The 19,944-nt window shown below is 41.9% G+C and carries 17 protein-coding genes; 8 read left to right on the top strand and 9 right to left on the bottom strand.

Annotated elements, in window-relative coordinates; all coding sequences use genetic code 11:
• Positions 1–9: 9 nt before the first annotated feature.
• The 4 genes from ACX6CI_RS19145 to dnaN all read right to left on the bottom strand — a co-directional run bounded on the left by ACX6CI_RS19145 (position 10) and on the right by dnaN (position 7,352).
• Positions 10–1,053, bottom strand: a complete 1,044-nt coding sequence (locus ACX6CI_RS19145; RefSeq protein WP_458775261.1) for an NAD(P)H-dependent glycerol-3-phosphate dehydrogenase — start codon at positions 1,051–1,053, stop codon at positions 10–12.
• Positions 1,046–3,610, bottom strand: coding sequence for a DNA gyrase subunit A (gyrA, locus tag ACX6CI_RS19150; RefSeq protein WP_458775262.1), 2,565 nt, complete (start codon positions 3,608–3,610; stop codon positions 1,046–1,048). The genes ACX6CI_RS19145 and gyrA overlap by 8 nt, the downstream gene beginning before the upstream one ends.
• 55 nt (positions 3,611–3,665) lie before the next feature.
• Positions 3,666–6,080 carry a DNA topoisomerase (ATP-hydrolyzing) subunit B gene (gene gyrB / locus ACX6CI_RS19155; RefSeq protein ID WP_458775263.1) on the bottom strand — a complete coding sequence of 805 codons (2,415 nt, stop codon included), beginning with the start codon at positions 6,078–6,080 and terminating at the stop codon, positions 3,666–3,668.
• Positions 6,081–6,221: 141 nt separating this feature from the next.
• Complete coding sequence (dnaN, locus tag ACX6CI_RS19160) at positions 6,222–7,352, bottom strand: DNA polymerase III subunit beta (protein WP_458775264.1); 1,131 nt, start codon at positions 7,350–7,352, stop codon at positions 6,222–6,224.
• A gap of 361 nt (positions 7,353–7,713) precedes the next feature.
• On the opposite strand from dnaN, the gene ACX6CI_RS19165 reads away from it, so the two are divergent.
• Complete coding sequence (locus tag ACX6CI_RS19165; protein WP_458775265.1) at positions 7,714–8,826, top strand: serine hydrolase domain-containing protein; 1,113 nt, start codon at positions 7,714–7,716, stop codon at positions 8,824–8,826.
• Positions 8,827–8,861: 35 nt separating this feature from the next.
• On the opposite strand, the gene ACX6CI_RS19170 is transcribed toward ACX6CI_RS19165, so the two are convergent.
• The 4 genes from ACX6CI_RS19170 to ACX6CI_RS19185 form a co-directional block, all read right to left on the bottom strand.
• Positions 8,862–9,035, bottom strand: a complete 174-nt coding sequence (locus tag ACX6CI_RS19170; protein WP_458775266.1) for a hypothetical protein — start codon at positions 9,033–9,035, stop codon at positions 8,862–8,864.
• Positions 9,036–9,053: 18 nt separating this feature from the next.
• The gene (locus ACX6CI_RS19175) at positions 9,054–9,356 is read right to left on the bottom strand and encodes a hypothetical protein (protein WP_458775267.1); all 303 of its coding nucleotides are present in this window, start codon (positions 9,354–9,356) and stop codon (positions 9,054–9,056) included.
• Positions 9,357–9,367: 11 nt separating this feature from the next.
• On the bottom strand, positions 9,368–9,682 hold the full coding sequence (locus ACX6CI_RS19180; protein ID WP_458775268.1) for a peroxiredoxin: 315 nt from the start codon (positions 9,680–9,682) through the stop codon (positions 9,368–9,370).
• A 118-nt stretch (positions 9,683–9,800) separates the two neighbouring features.
• Positions 9,801–10,058: a sulfurtransferase TusA family protein gene (locus ACX6CI_RS19185; protein ID WP_458775269.1), complete on the bottom strand. Its 258-nt coding sequence runs from the start codon at positions 10,056–10,058 to the stop codon at positions 9,801–9,803.
• Between the two features lie 298 nt (positions 10,059–10,356).
• Here ACX6CI_RS19185 and ACX6CI_RS19190 point away from each other — a divergent pair, with 298 nt between their 5' ends.
• The 6 genes from ACX6CI_RS19190 to cmk all read left to right on the top strand — a co-directional run bounded on the left by ACX6CI_RS19190 (position 10,357) and on the right by cmk (position 16,771).
• Positions 10,357–11,589 carry a YeeE/YedE thiosulfate transporter family protein gene (locus ACX6CI_RS19190; protein ID WP_458775270.1) on the top strand — a complete coding sequence of 411 codons (1,233 nt, stop codon included), beginning with the start codon at positions 10,357–10,359 and terminating at the stop codon, positions 11,587–11,589.
• A gap of 211 nt (positions 11,590–11,800) precedes the next feature.
• On the top strand, positions 11,801–12,865 hold the full coding sequence (locus tag ACX6CI_RS19195; RefSeq protein ID WP_458775271.1) for a histone deacetylase family protein: 1,065 nt from the start codon (positions 11,801–11,803) through the stop codon (positions 12,863–12,865).
• 39 nt (positions 12,866–12,904) lie between these two features.
• On the top strand, positions 12,905–13,996 hold the full coding sequence (locus tag ACX6CI_RS19200; protein ID WP_458775272.1) for an HD domain-containing phosphohydrolase: 1,092 nt from the start codon (positions 12,905–12,907) through the stop codon (positions 13,994–13,996).
• Positions 13,997–14,042: 46 nt separating this feature from the next.
• On the top strand, positions 14,043–14,327 hold the full coding sequence (gene gatC, locus ACX6CI_RS19205; RefSeq protein WP_458775273.1) for an Asp-tRNA(Asn)/Glu-tRNA(Gln) amidotransferase subunit GatC: 285 nt from the start codon (positions 14,043–14,045) through the stop codon (positions 14,325–14,327).
• Positions 14,328–14,544: 217 nt separating this feature from the next.
• Positions 14,545–16,002, top strand: coding sequence for an Asp-tRNA(Asn)/Glu-tRNA(Gln) amidotransferase subunit GatA (gatA, locus tag ACX6CI_RS19210; RefSeq protein WP_458775274.1), 1,458 nt, complete (start codon positions 14,545–14,547; stop codon positions 16,000–16,002).
• Between the two features lie 88 nt (positions 16,003–16,090).
• Entirely contained in the window at positions 16,091–16,771 is a 681-nt protein-coding gene (gene cmk, locus ACX6CI_RS19215; protein WP_458775275.1) for a (d)CMP kinase, read from the top strand.
• A gap of 79 nt (positions 16,772–16,850) precedes the next feature.
• On the opposite strand, the gene ACX6CI_RS19220 is transcribed toward cmk, so the two are convergent.
• A complete protein-coding gene (locus tag ACX6CI_RS19220; RefSeq protein WP_458775276.1) occupies positions 16,851–17,486 on the bottom strand; it encodes an OmpA family protein in 636 nt (211 codons plus the stop codon).
• Positions 17,487–17,774: 288 nt separating this feature from the next.
• On the opposite strand from ACX6CI_RS19220, the gene rlmKL reads away from it, so the two are divergent.
• Positions 17,775–19,925 carry a bifunctional 23S rRNA (guanine(2069)-N(7))-methyltransferase RlmK/23S rRNA (guanine(2445)-N(2))-methyltransferase RlmL gene (gene rlmKL / locus ACX6CI_RS19225; protein WP_458775277.1) on the top strand — a complete coding sequence of 717 codons (2,151 nt, stop codon included), beginning with the start codon at positions 17,775–17,777 and terminating at the stop codon, positions 19,923–19,925.
• The last annotated feature ends 19 nt before the right edge of the window (positions 19,926–19,944 follow it).

The following is a 19,944-nucleotide window of genomic DNA, read 5'->3' on the forward strand; positions in this document are numbered from 1 at the left end:
TTTGTCCTATTATTCAACTTTGAGTTCACGATTGAGCAGGTCACGTACGGCATCTCCGCAATTCTTATCTTCGTAGATGATCTTATAGACCTGCTCTAAAATTGGCATATCAATAGCTAATTTGTTTGCAAGCTCATAAACAGACCGGGTCGTCTTAATCCCTTCTGCCACCATCTGCATCTCATCTTTAATCTGCTCTAGCTTTTTGCCTTCACCCAGTTTTAAGCCAACTGTCCTATTTCTACTCAAACTCCCTGTACAGGTCAGGAGTAAATCTCCAACCCCACTCAGGCCAGAAAATGTACTTTCTTCTGCATTAAGCGCTGTACCAAGGCGAGTTATTTCAGCAAGCCCCCTGGTAATGAGCGCAGCCCTGGTATTAAGACCATACCCGAGACCGTCACACACTCCAGTTGCAATGGCGATAATATTTTTTGCAGCAGCGGATATCTCGAGACCTACAATATCAGAACTTGCATATACCCTGAAACAATCGGTTACAAACACCTGCTGAATTTCTTTTGCTACCGTAAGATTATGGAATCCAACTGTAACAGCGGTTGGTACTGAATTGGCGACTTCTTGAGCAAATGACGGTCCTGAAAGTACGCCGAGTTCAATACCATTATTTTGTGATGACACATAGGGAGATACAGCAGAAAAATGGAGTAACAGCAATTCTTCCATCACCTGGGTCATGGTGAGAAGACTACTGTTTTCGATACCTTTAACAGCGGAAACTATACGACAATTGCTGGCAAGGTGAGGAATAATTTTTGTAAATACATCCCGGTAAGAATGGGAGGGTACAACCATAACAACAATACCTGCACCAGTTACGGCATTGATTAGCTTGTCTGTGATCGTAAGCGTATCCGGAAAAGAAATCCCCGGGAGGTATTTACTGTTTTCTCTTTTAGTCCTTAGATCGTCACTATGAGCCTTTCTATGGGCCCACAGTTCGACGTTATCATACTTTTGACCCAGGAGTATTGCTAAAGCAGTACCCCATGAGCCAGCACCGATTACGGCTATTTTAGACGATTTACTCATCACCTTCCGTTGCAGGACCTTCAGCTTCTTCAGCAGGTTCATCGACAGTGGATGGTTCATCCGCACCAGTGAGGTTTTCTTCGCCTGGGTTTTCTTCATCATCTTCACTGTTATCTTTTGCCACACTGTCGAGACTAACGACCTTTTCAGTTTCATCAATATTGATGAGGCGAACACCCTGGGTTGACCTGCCGATAACTCGTACAGCACTTAAGTCCATACGGATCATCTTACCGGAGTCAGCTATAAGAATTACCTCGTCATCGTCGTCCACCTGTTTAGCGGCTATAATGTCTCCATTTCGCTCACTCTGCTTAATGCCTTTTACACCTTTACCACCACGTTTTTGGATCCTGTATTCCTCAATAGGACTCCGCTTTCCAAAACCATTTTCGGTGGCAATAAGAATAGAGTTATCGGATTCCGCAACAATTGCGCTAACCACAAGATCGTCATCACCAAGGGTTATACCTCGGACCCCTGCAGCTGTTCGTCCCATGGTTCGAACATCGGTCTCTTTAAAGTGAATAGACATACCTTTTTGAGTAACCAGCAGGACTGTATCATCACCACCTAATACGTGAGCTGCGATAATTTCATCACCCTCATTGATAGTAAGAGCCCTCTTACCTTTTCTAAGAGGCCTTTCAAATTCCCTTAAACTCGACTTCTTGATTCGTCCAAATTTGGTGACCATCAAAATAGTCTTCTGGTTAGATTCATCTTCAAAACTGCTTATTGGCAGAATGGCGGCAAGTTTTTCATCTTCTGCAAGATTAAGAAGATTAACAATAGCCTTACCCCGTGCAGTACGTCCTGCAAGCGGCAGTTGATAAACCTTTCTCCAGAACACCTTGCCGTGATTGGTAAAAAAGAGGAATGTATCAAGAGTTGAAGCAACATAGAGATTGGATACAAAATCCTCTTCAACATTATTGACACCCTTAACACCCTTACCACCACGATGCTGAGACCTGTATAGCGAAACAGGATTTCGTTTGATATATCCAGAGTGGGTAATAGTTACCGCCATATCCTCGGGTTGAATCAGATCTTCTGGCAGAATATCGTCGATTGCATCGATAATTTCAGTTCTTCTATCATCTCCGTAGGTTTCTTTGACCTCAAGAAGTTCCTCTTTAATGATAGTCATTATAAGAGCTTCACTACCTAGAATTTCTTTGAGTTTAATAATCTCAGCCAAAATTGCAGCGTATTCACTGGCAATTTTATCCCGTTCAAGACCTGTTAGTCTCTGCAAACGCATATCCAGAATCGTCTGAGCCTGAATTTCACTGAGCTCAAAACGTCGCATCAATTCATCCTTTGCTTCCTGTGGATTCTTTGATGCCTTAATGAGTGCTACAACCTCATCAAGATTGTTTATGGCAATATTTAAGCCTTCTAAGATATGAGCTTTTTCTTCAGCTTTTCTCAGTTCAAAGGCGGTTCGTCTATAAACAACGACTTTTCTATGGGAGATAAAATGTTCTAAAATCTGTTTGAGATTGAGTACCTCTGGTTTGTTGTTGACAATTGCCAACATATTCATACCAAAAGATTTCTGCATCTGAGTCATGGTATAGAGCTGATTGATGACGATCTCGGGCATTTCATCTTTTTTCAGCTCGATAACTACTCGTAGACCATGTCTATCTGACTCATCACGAACTTCTGTGATGGAGTTAATCTTTTTATCTTTGACCAGATGGGCAATTTTTTCTACCAGCACTGCCTTATTTACCTGGTACGGAATCTCGGTAATTACTATTGCCTCACGCTTACTATCTTTGATTTTTTCAATGTGAGTCAGCGCACGCATAATGACCACTCCGCGCCCTGTTTCATATGCCTCCCGGATACCTGCCCGCCCACAGATCTGGCCTCCTGTTGGAAAGTCAGGTCCAGTGATTACGGACATTATTTCATGAACAGTCATGTTGTCATTATCAATAAATGCAATGAGAGCATCAATAACCTCTGTGAGGTTATGGGGAGGGATGTTCGTTGCCATTCCTACGGCGATACCAGAAGAACCATTAATCAGAAGATTTGGAATCTTACTTGGCATTACTGCTGGTTCCATTAGGGAATTATCGTAGTTGGGAACCCAATCAACAGTCTCTTTATCAAGATCACTGACGATATCACGATCAATCCTGGTCATCCTCGCTTCGGTGTAACGCATGGCAGCAGGAGAATCACCATCAAGGGATCCAAAGTTACCCTGACCATCCACGAGTGGATAACGAAGAGAGAAGGGCTGAGCCATTCGTACAATTGTGTCGTAGGCCGCTGTATCACCGTGTGGATGGTACTTACCGATAACATCACCGACTATTCTCGCTGACTTAACGTAGGGTCTGTTATAATGGACACCGAGTTCACGCATTGCAAAAAGCGCTCTGCGATGAACTGGTTTCAATCCATCACGGACATCTGGCAGGGCTCGACCAATGATGACGCTCATGGCGTAATCGAGGTATGATTTCTGTAATTCCTTTTCTATGGAAATAGTCGGGAATTGTTCACTATTATTATCTATTTCTGTGCTCATAAGAGTATATCTGGATAGAAATTAAATTCGTTAACTAAAGCGTCACTCTTCAGGGTTAAATATCAAGGTCAGTAACTTCAAGGGCATGATTCTGAATAAACTCACGTCTAGGCTCAACCTTATCACCCATAAGGGTTGTGAAAATATCATCGGCCATTTCAGCATCATCAATGGAAACCTGCATTAAGGTCCTGTTTTCAGGATTCATAGTGGTATCCCAAAGCTGTTCAGGATTCATCTCACCAAGACCCTTATAGCGCTGTAAATGGCTTCCTTTGAACGACTCATCGCGAATTTGTTGAAGCATTGCTTTCCAGTCTTCCACCTCAACACTTTTTTCCTGACCGGTCTTGTTGATCTGATTGATAACAAAAGAACATTTCAGATACGGACGAATAATATCAAACAGACCAAGTGCTGTTCTATATTCATTAATAAGAGGGATTTGAGGCCCCAATGTCATCATAATCTGCACTTTGCCACGCACGGCAACATCAAACTCATAACAGTCAGGACGCCATCTACAGGATCTGAGATTACCAAGGACCAGTTTATCTTCAGGTAGCCTTTCTCTTAGCCCATTTACAAATGCTTCATCCTTAAACTGATCTGCAGAACGAATACCATTATCAAGAAGAAAATAGAGCATTTCATCCCAGATATTCATTCGATTCATATAAGCGGTAATTCGCTGATAAATTGATACTTTTTCAAGGAGTTCTACAAAGGCCTCATTTTCAATTACTGTTGTTTCTTCTCCCTTTGCCTCAAGGCTCAGGTTGTGACTGGCTCTGGTGAACAAGTGACTGTTCAGCTCATTCTCATCAAGGAAATATTTCTCTTTTTTACCTCGCCCAAGTCGATAAAGGGGAGGTTGACCGATATAGATAAATCCACCTTCAACCAGTGGCAGCATCTGTCGATAGAGAAAGGTCAGTAGCAGGGTTCGAATATGCGCACCATCGACATCCGCATCAGTCATGATGATGATTTTATGGTAACGCAGTTTTTCCTGATCAAATTCGTCTTTACCGATACCACAACCAAGGGCACCAATCAGTTGTTTGATCTCTTCACTGCCGAGGATTCTATCAAATCGAGCCTTTTCAACATTTAATATCTTACCGCGAAGAGGTAAGATAGCCTGGTTGGATCGATCACGACCCTGCTTTGCTGAACCACCCGCAGAATCTCCCTCCACTATGAATATTTCTCTTTTTGCAGGATCCTTTTCCTGGCATTCCGCTAACTTACCCGCCATAAAAAGCGAGGTTGAACCTTTTTTTCTGGAAAGATCCCGAGCTCTTTTTGCAGCTTCTCTTGCACGTGCTGCATCCACGACCTTTGAGAGAATTTTTTTGGCTATATTAGGATTCTGTTCAAGAAACAGGGTAAGTTTTTCACTGCAGATAGACTCAACAATGGATTTAACCTCACTGTTACCAAGCTTGGTTTTGGTTTGTCCTTCGAACTGTGGATTAGGAACACGAACTGAAATAACACAGGTCAATCCTTCACGAATATCATCCCCACCTACTTTCTCACGCATGTTTTTTGGGATAATATCGTCATTTGCATACTTGTTAATACATTTTGTAAGAGATGATCTAAAGCCCGCTACATGGCTTCCACCTTCACGGGTGTTAATATTATTAACAAAAGAAAATAAACGCTCAGAATACCCATCATAATGCTGCAGGGATATCTCCACTTCCACATCGTCTTTTTCACCACTAATATAAATTGGTTCATCAAAAACAGGGGTTCTTTTACGATTAAGATACTGAACGTAGCTGATAATTCCACCTTCAGCATGGAACTTATCTTCTTCTCCACTTCGTTCATCTTTTAAAACGATCTTCAGTCCCTTATTGAGAAAGCTCAGTTCACGGACTCTGCTTTTTACCGTTTCATAGTTGTATACAGTTGTTTCAGTGAAAATTGACGGATCTGCAGTAAAGGTAATCTTTGTTCCTGTCTTTTCACTTTCACCAACAACTTCAAGCTCACCGGTCTTATCACCGTAGGCATAAGATTGTCTGTATAATTTTCCATTCCTGCGGATTTCTGCAGTGGCAGTTGTGGAAAGAGCATTTACAACAGATACACCCACACCATGCAAACCACCTGAGACCTTGTATGAGGAGTGATCAAATTTACCTCCTGCATGGAGGGTTGTCATAACAAGCTCAAGAGCAGTCATATCCTCTGTGGGATGTTTATCCACAGGAATACCACGTCCATTATCTTCCACTGAAACTGAATTATCTTCGTGGATGGTAACCCTGATGCGGCTACAATAACCGGCAAGAGCCTCATCAATACTGTTATCAACAATCTCCCAGATGAGATGATGAAGACCTTCTTCTGCTGTATTACCGATGTACATAGATGGTCGTTTTCGTACCGCTTCTAGACCATCAAGAACCTGTATCTGTTGTGCGCTATAGTTGTCGCCTGTTTCAGTCACACTAAAACCTCTGTTAAAATATTAATAACTTTCTCTCTTTTGGTTAATTGGCTGTGTGGTAATGCACCAGAGAAAGTGTTCTCAATACAGATTTTAAAAACGAGATTAAAACCCTGTATGTAAATTCAAGTCTGCTTCGGCCTATAACTGCATAGGCATAATGATACTGACAAAACCCTTATCATCTTCAGATTTCATCAGACATGGGCTGGCATTGGTGTTGATGTATGCCTCTACGGTCTCACACTCCATAACCTGCAGGGTTTCTATAAAATATCTGCAATTAAAGCCAAGGGTTAATGACTCACCATCATAAATAACAGACTGTTCATCTTTTGCATTTCCAAGATCAGCGTTTTGAGATGAGAGTATCATTTTACCCTGTTCTATCTGCAAAGATATGGTGTGGAAGATATCTTCTGTGAACAGGTTAATTCTCTTTAATGACTCAAGAAAAGGGATTCTGTTAATTTTAAGACAGTTAGTGATCTCCACCGCATTAACAATGGCCGAGTATTGTGGAAACTCTCCGCTTTTAAGACGAATAACCATGATTGCCTTATCATCTCGTACTACAAGCTGTTTTTCCTCGAAGGAAATCTCTATAGAATCTCTGCCTTCACAGAATTTTTTCCACTCCTGTATTCCTTTTTTAGGAATAAGTGTTACATCGTTGAGCTGCATCTTATCGAGGTCAACAGCAACATTTTTTTGCATTATAGAGAGCCTGTGACCGTCTGAGGAGACCATTTTAAGATAATTGGTATCTCCAACCTTCTCTTTTTCAAACAACACAGAGGTGAGGGAATAGATGTTTTCCTGCTCATTAGCTATGGAAAAGATAACTTTTTCAATAAGCTCTAAGAATATGAATGTTTCAAAGCTGAGGAAGTTATCATCTTCATAATACGGAAATTCAGGATATTCATCATTTGGCATGCCCGCCAGATTGTATGTACTCAAACCAGCTTTTATAACCACCCAGCTGTTGTCTGTTTCTTCAACAGAGATGGTTTCTGATCCCGATTCACGAACAATCTCAAAAATTTTCTTTGATGGTAGAGTAAGGGATCCTTCTCCATGAATTTCAGCAGGTACAAAGAGTCGCATACCTACTTCCAAGTCTGTACCTGTAAGAGTAAGTCCACCAGTTGTTGTCTCTATGAGAACATTTGAGAGAATAGCAAGGGTTCCCTTTTTATTTGTGATGTTTTGAAGACTATTTAAGCCATCTAAAAAATCGTTTTTGGTGACCGTACAGTTAAGTGCCATAGAGCAACTCCTTTGACCAAGCCTTATTATATATTTTTATACTACTATTATTATCAGTATTAGTATGTTGATTAACTATGTAACTGTTTAAAAATAGTACGTTTATTTTAAACAAAAGAAACGTTGGTATGTTCTCGTTTTTGTTTATATTGAGTTATTAACAACTGAACTAACAACGTTTCAATAAAGTTTGCACAATAGCCTGTTTATTGGTTGTTAATAGTTGTGTTGATATCTTTTAAAATATTGATAATACATGCATGGATTTTATCGAAAAAACATACATATATTTATTTGTTACAGTTTCATGTAATCTAGTAAAAATAGCTAAAAATTTCAATATAATAATACGTAGGAAAAAATGGATACAGAGATGCGGGAAGATATACACACCTCCCTTGAAACATTAGTGTATAAAAATATAAAAAATAACGTTTTTTCAGCATGTTCTGTAGGTGTTGCGGATGCAAGAAAAGGGAAGGGAGGTAACGCTGTTTTTAACTATGGAAATAGTGGCGGGTCTTCAGCCCATTTAGTTAATAATAAAACGGTGTTTGATCTGGCATCCCTAACTAAGCCTTTGGTCACTACATTGTCTATTTTATCCCTTGTTGAAAGTGGAACACTTCAATTAAGTGACAAGATAACGGACTATCTCAAACTTGAGGGGGATGGTACAAGAGATATTAGAATTGAGCATCTCCTGGAGCATACTTCAGGTCTGGCTGCTCATTTTGAATATTTTAGATCTCTTATAGTTCTTGATGAACAGATTCGAGAAAACAAGCTTTTTAGCTATATAGAGAGAGAAAAGCTCCTCACAAAACCTGGAACAAAAGAGGAGTACAGCGATATTGGCTATATCATTCTTGGAAAACTTGTTGAAAAATTAAGTGGAAAGAGACTGAGTGACTACTGGGAAAAAGAGATAATTTGTCCCTTAGGCCTTGAAAAAGAGCTCTATTTCGCAAAAAATAAAGATATGAGTGGGATTGTATTCCCAACTACAGGATCGTGCATGTGGACAAAATTGGAGCTTTCAGGGCTTGTCCATGATGATAATTGCAGATCAATTGGTGGTGTCGCAGGTCACGCTGGCCTGTTTGGAACTACAAAGGGGCTGTTAACACTCATTGAGACTCTGTTTAAAATGTATGACAACAGCTATTCACATCCATCGTTTTCCTTTGATGGAGTGAAAGAAAGACTTAAGGGAGATCATGGAAGATTTATCCTGGGATTTGATACTCCAACAGGTGATACCCCGAGCAGTGGAAAATACTTTTCCAGCAGAACACTGGGGCACTTAGGGTTTACGGGAACATCATTTTGGATGGATTGTGATCAGAAGATAGCAGTAGTACTACTGACAAATAGGGTGTTGTGCGGAGAAGATCTTACAGGAATACGGGAGTTCAGACCGGCAGTGCATGATCTGATAATGAAAAAACTAACCCCGGTCACGGGTAGATGAACCGGGGGTAGTTTGTACAAAAAGAGCCGAACAGATTACCACCAGCAGATGGTCTGGTCTGCGGAGTAGATCTTTTCCACAAGAGCATCATAATCTGGGGAATCAACATTCAGATCAAAAGTGTCAGCTTCGCGGTCGCGGGTGACAATTTCAACAAGTTTCTGAACGGTTGCATCTGGTTCTGATCTGTATACATTGAGGACTTTCATAGTCATAGCTCCTGAATATTATTTAATGCCGTATGGTATAATGTGTGTCATATCACGGAGTTTTTCACCAAGTGCTTCGATATCAATAGCTTCAAATCCATTTTTCTCAACATTTGCGGGAACAGTTGAGTACACATCGCCTTCCATATCACGGAGCATTTCAATACTTTCAGTATTGAGTTCATCGAGCTTTTCGATTTCTTTGTCTAAGACAACGCCGTATGCATACATGTTCTCAACTGCGAGACCAAGTGCAGAACGGATACCATCAACAGCATAGTCTTCGTGTCTGTACATTAAACATACTTTTTTGTATTCCATTTGATATCTCCTTACAGGCTTAAATAGCAGTCGTAATCTTCGATAATAATTCCGTGCTGAGCCTGGGTAGCCATTTTCTTAGGCTCGAGACCTTCAGGAACATCATCAACAGCGAAACCTTGCTTAACATAACTGTCGACACAGATAGAAACGTCGTCAGCCAGTTCGCAAAGTTCTGGAAAACGTGGATCTTTAGATAGGGTGGTAGCTTTCCAGGTAAAGAAAACTTTTACATTTGAGCCCTTAGCCTTAGCGGCCTTGGTTATACCCATGACGTGGTCCATGTTCTCAGGACTGGTCACAAAAATACCTAAACTTTTTGCCATTGTTACTTCCTCCACAAAAAAGGTGGTTCCCTAATAAAAAATACTCTGAATGCGACGCCATAGAAAGCGACCACATTCAGAGTGATTTACTCATACAACTAGAAAAGGTGTATTAAAATCAACCTTTCTTGATATAAAAGCTGATGAAACCTTCGCCTTCTTTCTCGCCAAGGTATTCGTGGCCGGAACGCTCACACCAACCTGGAATATCGTTTCTTGAACCTGGATCGGTACCATCAACCTGGAGTACATCTCCAGCGGCTAATTTACCAATTTCTTTCTTGGTACGAAGAAGAGGCATTGGACAGCTCAAACCTTTTGCATCTAGGACAGTTGCTGGGCTTACATCATCTGCTACTTGTTTTACGTCACTCATTTTGTTCTCCTAAAATGAATTAATTATTAATATGCACACATTGCACTATTGAATATAAAAACAGCTTAAAATGTATATTTCCGATCCTGATAAATACTGTAGCTTAAATTATCTGTCAAGGAGCTATAATAAGGTATTACTAAATACTGAAAATAGCGTCAATAAATTATTACTGCCACAATGTGTTAGTCTGAGCAGATACAGGTCGTTTATCTTGACAAAAACAGAGGTGATGTGTAAAAAATTAGCTTTTATTTTAGACGCAATGATATGCATATTCAACTAGGAGATAGACGTTATGAGTGAGGAGTCAGTTTTAAAAAATAAGGCAAAGGAATTATATTCTTTGTTGTGTGAAAAGGAGTGGAATCCCTATGTGACGGGGGTGGTTGTAGCCTTTTTCTCGGTTATGATCATGGCTTGGTGGAGACCATGGGGTGCTGTTGGTGCCATCAGGAACTGGGGTGACTGGATTATGTTTGGAGGGGCTACTCTCTTTAGTTCAGAGGCAGGAGTTTTTGCCTATTACGATGAGGCTCCCCGCTCCATTTTTGTAGCATCAGGATCTGTAATTGGTATTGGTTTTGTTGTTGGGGCATTTATTTCTGCCTGCCTGGGTAAGGATTTTGCTCTTCGTGTTCCACCCTACCGAGAGATGGTTAAGGCTGTAATCGCCGGTATCCTGATGGGTATTGGTGCTACTCTTGCCGGTGGCTGTAATGTTGGTGGTTTTTATAATGCTCTAGGAAACCTTGCGGCAAATGGTTTTACTATGATGTTTGGTATGGTTTTTGGCGTAATTCTTGGCCTTAAACTTCTCTATCTTGAAATGGAACATATCACCTGGGGTGATGGTGGTTCTAAAACCGTAGCCTTTCCTGCGAAGGTTCAATACATATTAGGAGCTGTTGGAATTTTAGGCATTATTGCTGCAGCCTATACGTATGCTGGTAATGAAGATAGTGATTATATAGCATCGCTGAGTGGTATTATCCTTATTGCTGCTTGTCTTGGTTATACCATGCAACGTGGTCGCTGGTGTATGGTTCAGGGCTTTCGTGAGCCACATATGACTGGAGACTGTACTCTTGCAAAATCTGTTATGCTATCAATTGTTATCGTAGCAATTGGAGCCGCAGTTTTAAAATATGCAGTACCTGTACGAGCTGAAGGTGAAGCTGTGCTTGCAGCTGCAAACTACGTAAGTCCTACTTTTGGCTGGGGCGGTGTTGTTGGTGGCTTTATCTTTGGACTAGGTGCAATGTTTGCCGGTGGTTGTGGATCCGGAACTCTCTGGAGAGTTGGTGAAGGTCAGGTAAAACTCATCATGGTAGTACCATTTTTTGCAATTTCTGCTTCTATTATGAAGGCGTGGATTGTTGACGAAGAGTATGTATTAGGTGCTAGTGTGTATCTGCCTGAATCTCTTGGGTATGGACCTACTCTTCTCATTATTGGTGGTGTTATGGCACTCTGGTATGTGATTGTTACCTGGAATGAGGAAACCAATAAGTTGATTGTACCAATGTGATAAAATCATATTGTAACTGATGTATTAACGCGGGCCATGTTTCATGGTCCGCGTTTTTTTTTGCCTAAGATTCTGGTGTAAGTTTTGTATCTATATAAAATTGCGCTATACTATAGTGATTAATAATAGGTGATCAATAATAAGTGTGGATTGTCGATGGATTGAAAAGATTGCATTTGAGATGCATGGAACCCAACTAAAAGAATACCATATGAATAAAACAGCCATATTAGCTGATGATGTTTTTAAAGAACACGATCCTGGGTTTGACCATGTGGAATGTCCTGACCGAATTATTACTCTGCTCAATGTTTTAGAGGGACTACGGGAACAAAATGTTTTTTTAGAGCCATCTTTTTCTGCACCAAATGTGGATACCATACTTCTCAATCATACACTTGATCACATCCATGAGGTTGAAGCCACATCCGGGAAAATTTATTCAGCCCTTGATGGGGACACCTTCACATCGCCAAAGAGTTATGAGGCGGCCATGCTTGCAGCAGGGGCCGTAATCAAGGGAGTTGATCTCATTGTTGGTGGTGAAATTGATAATGGTTTTGCACTGGTGAGGCCGCCAGGTCACCATGCGGAAAAACATAAATCCATGGGGTTTTGTCTCTTTAATAACATCGCATTAGCTGCACGTCATGCAATAGAAAATCTGGGCCTGGAACGCATACTTATTCTTGATTGGGATGTACACCATGGAAACGGTACGCAAAATTCTTTCTATGATAGTGATAAGGTAATGTTTGTTTCTATTCACCAGTCACCACTATATCCTGGAACGGGTGGTTTAACAGATCTTGGGGTTGGCTCAGGTCTTGGTTATACTATCAACATTCCTCTTCCTGGAGGACAGGGGGATCTTGAATATGCCAATATTTTTAATTCAATTGTGGAAAGGCTTGTTTATCAATATAAGCCTGATCTTATACTGGTGTCAGCAGGTTTTGATACCTATCATGGTGATGGAATCAGTGCCATGCGTATGACCCATCAGGGCTATGGTTATATGACCAGGTCTATTATGAAATGGGCAGAAGATCTTTGTGACGGCAGAGTGTTGATGACCCTTGAGGGTGGCTATAATCTCAGCGGTTTGCAAGAGGGGGTTTTCACAGTACTCAGTGAACTTGCAGGCCAAAAGTTGAATACTGCCTTCCCGTCTTTTATGGATGAGCACGTTTTTAACCAGCTTAAAAATGAGCAGACACCCCATCCAGCCATAGAAAGGGTTCGTGATATTGCCAAAGTATACTGGAATTTGTAAACTTATCTACCTCAGGAAAAAGATATTTGGAGAGAGTACGTGAATAAGCAAGTAAAAAAAATATTGATAGCAGACGATGATGCTATGGTTCGAACGACAGTATCAAAGATACTGAAAATGTTCGGCTACGAGGTAGAGACCGCTGCTGATGGGTATGAGGTTGTAGAAACCATAGACGATACCTTCGATGTTGTAATTCTCGATATAAATATGCCTGAAATGGATGGTTTTGAAACCATGGAAAACCTGAATAAACTGAACCTTGATATTCCGGTTCTGTTTTTAACAGGTGCAGGCTCCATGGATTATGCAGTAAAGGCAATAAATTTAGGTGCCTATGACTTTTTAACAAAACCCATTGAAGACCTTGATATTTTTAATGTCAAAATCAGAAGAGCCATAGAAAAAAGAATGTATGTACTCCAGGAAAGGGAGTATAAATCGGCTCTGGAAGATGATATTCGGGTAAAAGCTGCTCAACTGGAAAAACAGAATAAACTGCTGATCACCTATAGTAATAGCCTTGAGAAAGCAACGGTTCAACTGATGACCAGCCTCCAGAATGCCATGGAGGAAAAGGATTACTATACAGCCGGTCATACAATGCGGGTGACTGAATATGCACTGATGCTGGGTATGGCCATGGATCTTCCTGGCGAAGAAATTACGGTCCTCAGAAGAGCTGCTCAATTTCATGATATCGGCAAGCTGGTGATAGATCTTTCCTGTATTCAAAAACCAGGCAAACTAACAGATGAAGAATGGCTCCTTATCCGCAAGCATCCGAGTATAGGGGCAAATATTATTAAACCACTTGGTTTTATGGAACGTGAACAGTTTATTATCCGCCATCACCATGAAAGAATGGATGGCAAGGGATACCCTGATGGACTTACAGGTGATGAACTTGACGATTTGACTAAAATAATAATCGTGGTAGATAGTTATGATGCCATGACGTCGAGAAGAAATTATCGAACGAATATGACAATGGATCAGGCTTTAGAAGAGCTTAAGAAATGTAGTGGAACACAGTTTGATGAAACTATGGTAGATTACTTTTCCCGTTCCATTAAGGACTTTACTCCCGGAGAGAGCTTTTTGAGCCAGGAGTCTTTAGATAACGTTTAATAAAAACAATTAAAGTTAATAGTTGTTGTAATTATATAATATAATAATGAAAATTAGCAAAAAAGAAGTAGAGCATGTAGCAAATCTTGCACGACTGAACCTGTCTGAAGGTGAGCTCGAAACAATGACAGGCCAGCTTGATAATATATTATCCTACGTGGATAAGCTTGAAGAGCTTGATACTACAGATATAACTCCCACCACCCATGTTTTTTCAGTGAGCAATGCCTTTCGTAAGGATGTGGTGAAGGATTCACTGGACCAGAGTGAGGCTGTAAAGAATGGTCCGGTACAGAATGGCGAGTTTTTTCAGGTTCCAAAAGTTATTTAGTACCTTACTCCAGAAAAGTGTCATAAAAAACAGGTAGCGTAGACTCCGAGAAATTGGGTGTTGGAAAACTTGCTGATATCGCATCATTTCCATGGTACTTATCCAGCGAGACTAAAAATTTTTCTGGTTTATTAAGGTTACTATTTTCCGCTTACGGGCATAATTAAAATCTATATCAAATCGGACACTGCAGTGTCCGCTTTTTTTTGAGGTTTACATGAATTTGTACGAATTGACTATTTCTCAGGCTCTGGAAAAGATGGCTGCAGGGGAGCTGACAAGTGTAGAGCTTACCCAGAGTTATCTCGATAGAATAGAAGCTGTGGATGATAAGGTTTCAGCTTATATTACAGTGGATAGACAAGGGGCTCTTGCCCAGGCAAAACAAGCAGATGAAAATCGAAGCCAGGGAAAGATTGGTAAGCTCTGTGGTATTCCTGTTTCCCTTAAAGACCTGCTCTGTGTCAAAGATGTCAAAATGACCTGCGGATCAAAGATGCTTGAAAACTTTGTTCCTCCTTATGATGCCACCGTTGTTAAAAATATCAGAGAAGCGGGTGGTGTTATCTTAGGTAAGGTAAGTATGGATGAATTTGCCATGGGCTCGACCTCTGAGACCTGTAGTTTTGGTGTGCCGCAAAATCCATGTAAAAAGGGATATGTTGCCGGAGGCTCATCTGGTGGATCAGCTGCAGCTGTGGCGGCCTATGAATGTGGAATATCCCTAGGTTCTGACACTGGTGGTTCCATCAGGCAACCGGCATCTCTATGCGGCGTAGTAGGAATGAAGCCTACTTACGGAAGGGTTTCGCGTTTTGGGCTCACCGCCTTTGCCTCATCCCTTGATCAGATTGGTCCCTTAAGCAGATCGGTTGAAGATTGTGCAAGGGTAATGGATGTTATCAGCGGTCATGACCCAATGGACTCGACCTCTGTTGATAGGGAGGTTCCGGAATATACAGCCGCACTTGTGAGTGGCCTTGCCGGTATGAAAATAGGTGTGCCAAAAGAGTACTTTACAGAAGGTCTTGATGGTGAGGTTGAAGCTGTGATTAAGAATGCCATTTCTGTACTTGAGAAGCAGGGTGCTGAAATTGTAGAAGTGTCACTGCCGCGTACAGAATACTGTGTGGCAACCTATTATCTCATCGCCTCTTCAGAGGCCAGCTCTAATCTTGCCCGTTATGATGGTGCGCTTTACGGCTATCGTACCGAGGATTCTGAAACTCTTGTGGATATGTATAAGGATACAAGATCCACTGGTTTTGGCGCAGAGGTTAAGCGCCGAATACTCATAGGAACCTATGCACTATCTTCAGGTTATTATGATGCTTATTACAAAAAAGCATCCCAGGTAAGAACCCTGATACTTGAAGATTTTAAAAAGGCCTTTGAACATTGTGACGCCATTATTTCACCTGTAACACCGACTCCTGCCTGGAAGATGGGAGAAAACAGTGATGATCCTCTGGCGGTGTATATGTCTGATATTCTCACCATATCAGCAAACCTTGCTGGCATCCCAGGGATGTCTGTGCCCGGAGGCGTGACCAGTAATGATCTCCCTGTGGGGGTACAGTTGCAGGGTGATCACTTCTCAGAGGAAAAGCTTTTGAAAATAGGCTTTAATCTGGAGCAGGGCTTAAATCTTGAACAGCAAAAACTCGATATTTAATTGTCTGATTGCGCAATTGTGAATGGTTATATGAGTGGTTATTTGTCGAGTGTGACGAAAGTCTGTAATTTGAGGTTTATAAAAAATAATGTCTGAGAAACTAAACATCATAACCATAGACGGTCCTGCAGGGGTGGGGAAATCCACTGTAAGCAGGATGGTTGCAGCAGCTACCGGTTTTACCTATCTTGACACGGGGGCAATGTATCGCGCTGTAGGTATATTTCTCCAGGAGCAGAAGGCTGATTTAACAGATAATGCAGCTATCGAAAAGCTATTGGCTACCCTTGACCTGCAGCTTCTTCCTGCTCCTGATACAATGAGCGATGTTGGAGTGCTTGTTAACAACAGGGATGTGAGCTCAGAAATTCGCACCCCTGAAATGGCAATGGTGGCTTCAAATGTTTCAGCCCTTGCTGTTGTACGGGATTACCTCACCTCCATGCAGCGAAGCTATGGAGAGCGGGGACAGATCGTGGCAGAAGGTAGGGATACCGGCACCGTTGTGTTTCCTGCTGCAGCCCATAAATTCTTTCTTGATGCCAGGGCAGAAGAGAGGGCCAGGAGGCGTTATAGCCAGCTTAAGGCTAAAGGTGTTGCGGCTGACTACGATGAGCTCCTTGCAATGACCCTTCAGCGGGATAAAAACGATAGTGAGCGGGATATTGCACCACTTGTGCAGGCAGAAGATGCCTGTAAAATTGATACAACGGAAATCAGTGTTGATGAGGTTGTGTCTCTTATTTTACAACAGGTCAAAAAAGGGTAACCGCTCTTTTAAAATGCAATAAAAAAGGGGCGCTGAACATTTTAGTTCAGAGCCCCTTTTGTTTTAATTGGTATTTGTTTTACTCTATACCGAAATCAACCCTTCGGTTATGGCTGTAGGCATCTTCATCCTGGCCAAGGAACAGAGGTTTTTCTTCACCAAAAGAGACTGTTCTCAAACGACTTGGATCTACGCCCAGATTAATTAAATATTGCTGGGTGTTTATAGCGCGTCTTTCACCGAGTGCCAGGTTGTATTCGTTGGTACCCCGTTCATCGGAGTTACCTTCTATAATGATATTAGCATTGGGAATAGAATTGATGTAGTTCGCATTCTGGATCAATACATCGGTCATCGAAGGTTTTACACCCGCTTGATCAAAGTCAAAATAGATAGGGTAAAGGTTGGCAGAAGATCTTCCGTGGGCCTTCTTGTATTCGTATGACTGTTGATCAGCCATATGTCTGGGATCATCGGCACCGCCACCGGTATAACCTACGGAGTCATCCAGGGTTCCTTCAGTGGGGAGGTTATCTTCAGAAAAGCCACCACCAGCGGAAGGGTAATTGATATCATTGCCACCGGACATTGCTGAACCGTCACCACTCATACCTGTATCAGGTGGAACAACGTTTTTCTTACTGCACCCTGAAATAAGCAGAAATGAGCTGATAGTACATGCAATGACAAGCGTCGTTAGTATATTTCTTTTCATAAGAGCTCCTGTTGTTAAAAAACGATTATTGTATCGTAGATGCAGTAAATTTTATAAGATGAGTAAAAATCAAGCAAAATTAATATCTAATTTAGCCGTATTGTTGTAGAGGTCAAGAATAAACTGTTGAGAAAACGGTAAGAAAACAATTGTCTGTCGCAGGTTGCACTTCCATGGCACCCTGTTGACGCGTTAGTAAAATATAGAGATTCACGGTTAAAAATCACCTGTTCTAGAGGAAAAACCACTTGGTTTTAACTAACAAAAACAAGGTGTAAGGCTTAATATATGAAAATGTATAATCTTGTTGCAACCTGTGCCAGCGGAGTTGAATCACTGGTAAGAGATGAAGTCCAGCAGTTTGGTGGAAAAAATATTGAAGAGGATAAGGGGGTTGTGCGCTGGAAGAGTGATCTTGAAACAGCATACAGGTGCTGTCTCTGGTCAAGGTTTGCCTCCCGAATACTTCTTACAATATCCTCTTTTCAGGCCGAAGATGAAGAGATGCTCTACCAGAATGCTAAGAAGGTTAAGTGGCAAGAACAGATGGACGTTAAAACATCATTTGCCATTAATTGTACAATCACAGGCAAGTCAAAAATCACCCACAGTAAGTATGCAGCCTTGAAGGTAAAGGATGCACTGGTTGATTCTTTTCGTGACAGTGTGGGAGACAGACCTTCTGTGCAGGGGGATAAACCGGGGGTACAGTTTCATCTGCATATCGAGGGGCCTGGGGCAACGCTCTTTGTAGATCTGTCTGGAGAGAGTTTGCATAGACGTGGCTATAGAGCTAAAGGGACCATTGCTCCTCTTAAAGAAACCCTGGGAGCTGCAATTGTAGCCCTTTCCGGATGGCCCAATGAGGGTGGGGATCTGGTTGATCCCATGTGTGGAAGTGGAACCCTGCTCATTGAGGCGGCTATGATGTTTGGTGATTCTGCGCCAGGGCTTAGCCGCAACTATTTTGGTTTTTATGAGTGGGGTGGTCATGATGATACGCTTTGGCGTGAGCTGGTTGAAGAGGCCATGGCCCGGGAGGATAAGGGCCTGGAAAAAGAGTGGCCCGTAATTATAGGTTACGACTCTGATCATGTGGCTGTAAGTGCAGCTAAAAAGAATATACAGCAGGCGGGCCTGGAGGACTATATCCAAGTGCGTCAGGCAGAACTTGCATCACTTTCTCCACCAAGCAAACGCGGCATGGTACTATCTAACCTGCCCTATGGCGAACGTTTATCGGAGGTTGAGTATGTTGCACGGCTGTACCGGGCTTTTGGACGTATAGCAAAAGAGAGATTTGTTGGTTGGCGGCTTGGAGCATTTATTTCAAACCCTGATTTAACCGATAGTTTTACCTTTGCCTGGGATAAAAAATTTAAGCTCCATAACGGTTCCATCCCATGCAGGCTCCTTACCGGTACGGTTGTGCCGGATGCTGAGCCTCAGTTTATCTGGCGTTTGCCTGAAATAGAGGAAACAGACGAAAAAGGCGACAAAGGGGAATTTGCCAACCGTCTGATTAAAAATATGAAAAAGATGCAGAAGTGGGCCACCCGTGAGGGTGTTGACTGCTACCGCATCTATCACAGTGATTTGCCCGAGTACAATTTCAGTATTGACCTCTATTCCAAGTGGATTCATGTGCAGGAGTACGCTGCTCCTAAGACAGTGGACAAAGAAGTGTCAGCGAGCAGACTTCGCCATGGTTTGGAAGTGATCCGTGAGGTTCTTGGGGTTCGATCAAACAGAATCTTTGTGAAGAGGCGGGAGCGGCAGAAGGGAGCCCGTCAATATGAAAAGAAAGACAGTAAGAAGAAAATGTATGAGGTGAGGGAGGGGGCCTGTTCTATTTTAGTAAATTTTACTGATTATCTTGATACCGGACTCTTTCTTGACCATAGACCCGTGAGAGAGAGAATTTACAGGGAAGCCCAGGGAAAGAGATTTCTTAACCTCTTTGCTTACACCGGAACAGCAACGGTCCATGCCGCCATGGGTGGGGCTGCAACGACCACGACCGTGGATTTATCCTCAACATATCTTGACTGGGCTCGACGTAACCTGGCAGTAAACGGGTTTTCAGAGGTGAAGCACCGGATTGAACAGGGTGACTGTGTCCAGTGGCTGGGGACTGGTCACTCCAAGTTTGATCTTATTTTTATGGATCCTCCAACCTTTTCAAATACCAAAAAAGACAAACGTGTTTTTGATGTGCAAAGGGATCATCTCCACCTCATCGATCTTGCAACCCAGCGCTTGGACACAGAAGGTTTGCTCATATTTTCCACTAATTTTAGAAAATTTAAACTTGATGAAGAGGTAGAGAAGAGGTGGGAAGTAAAAGAAATAACGCCACAAACCATTCCCTTTGATTTTTCCAGAAATAAAAGAATACACAGATGTTGGGAAATTAGGCATAAGGAAAGAATCTGGTAAGTAAGGACCTGTTTTATAT

The organism is Desulforhopalus glucosivorans (genome assembly GCF_054397165.1).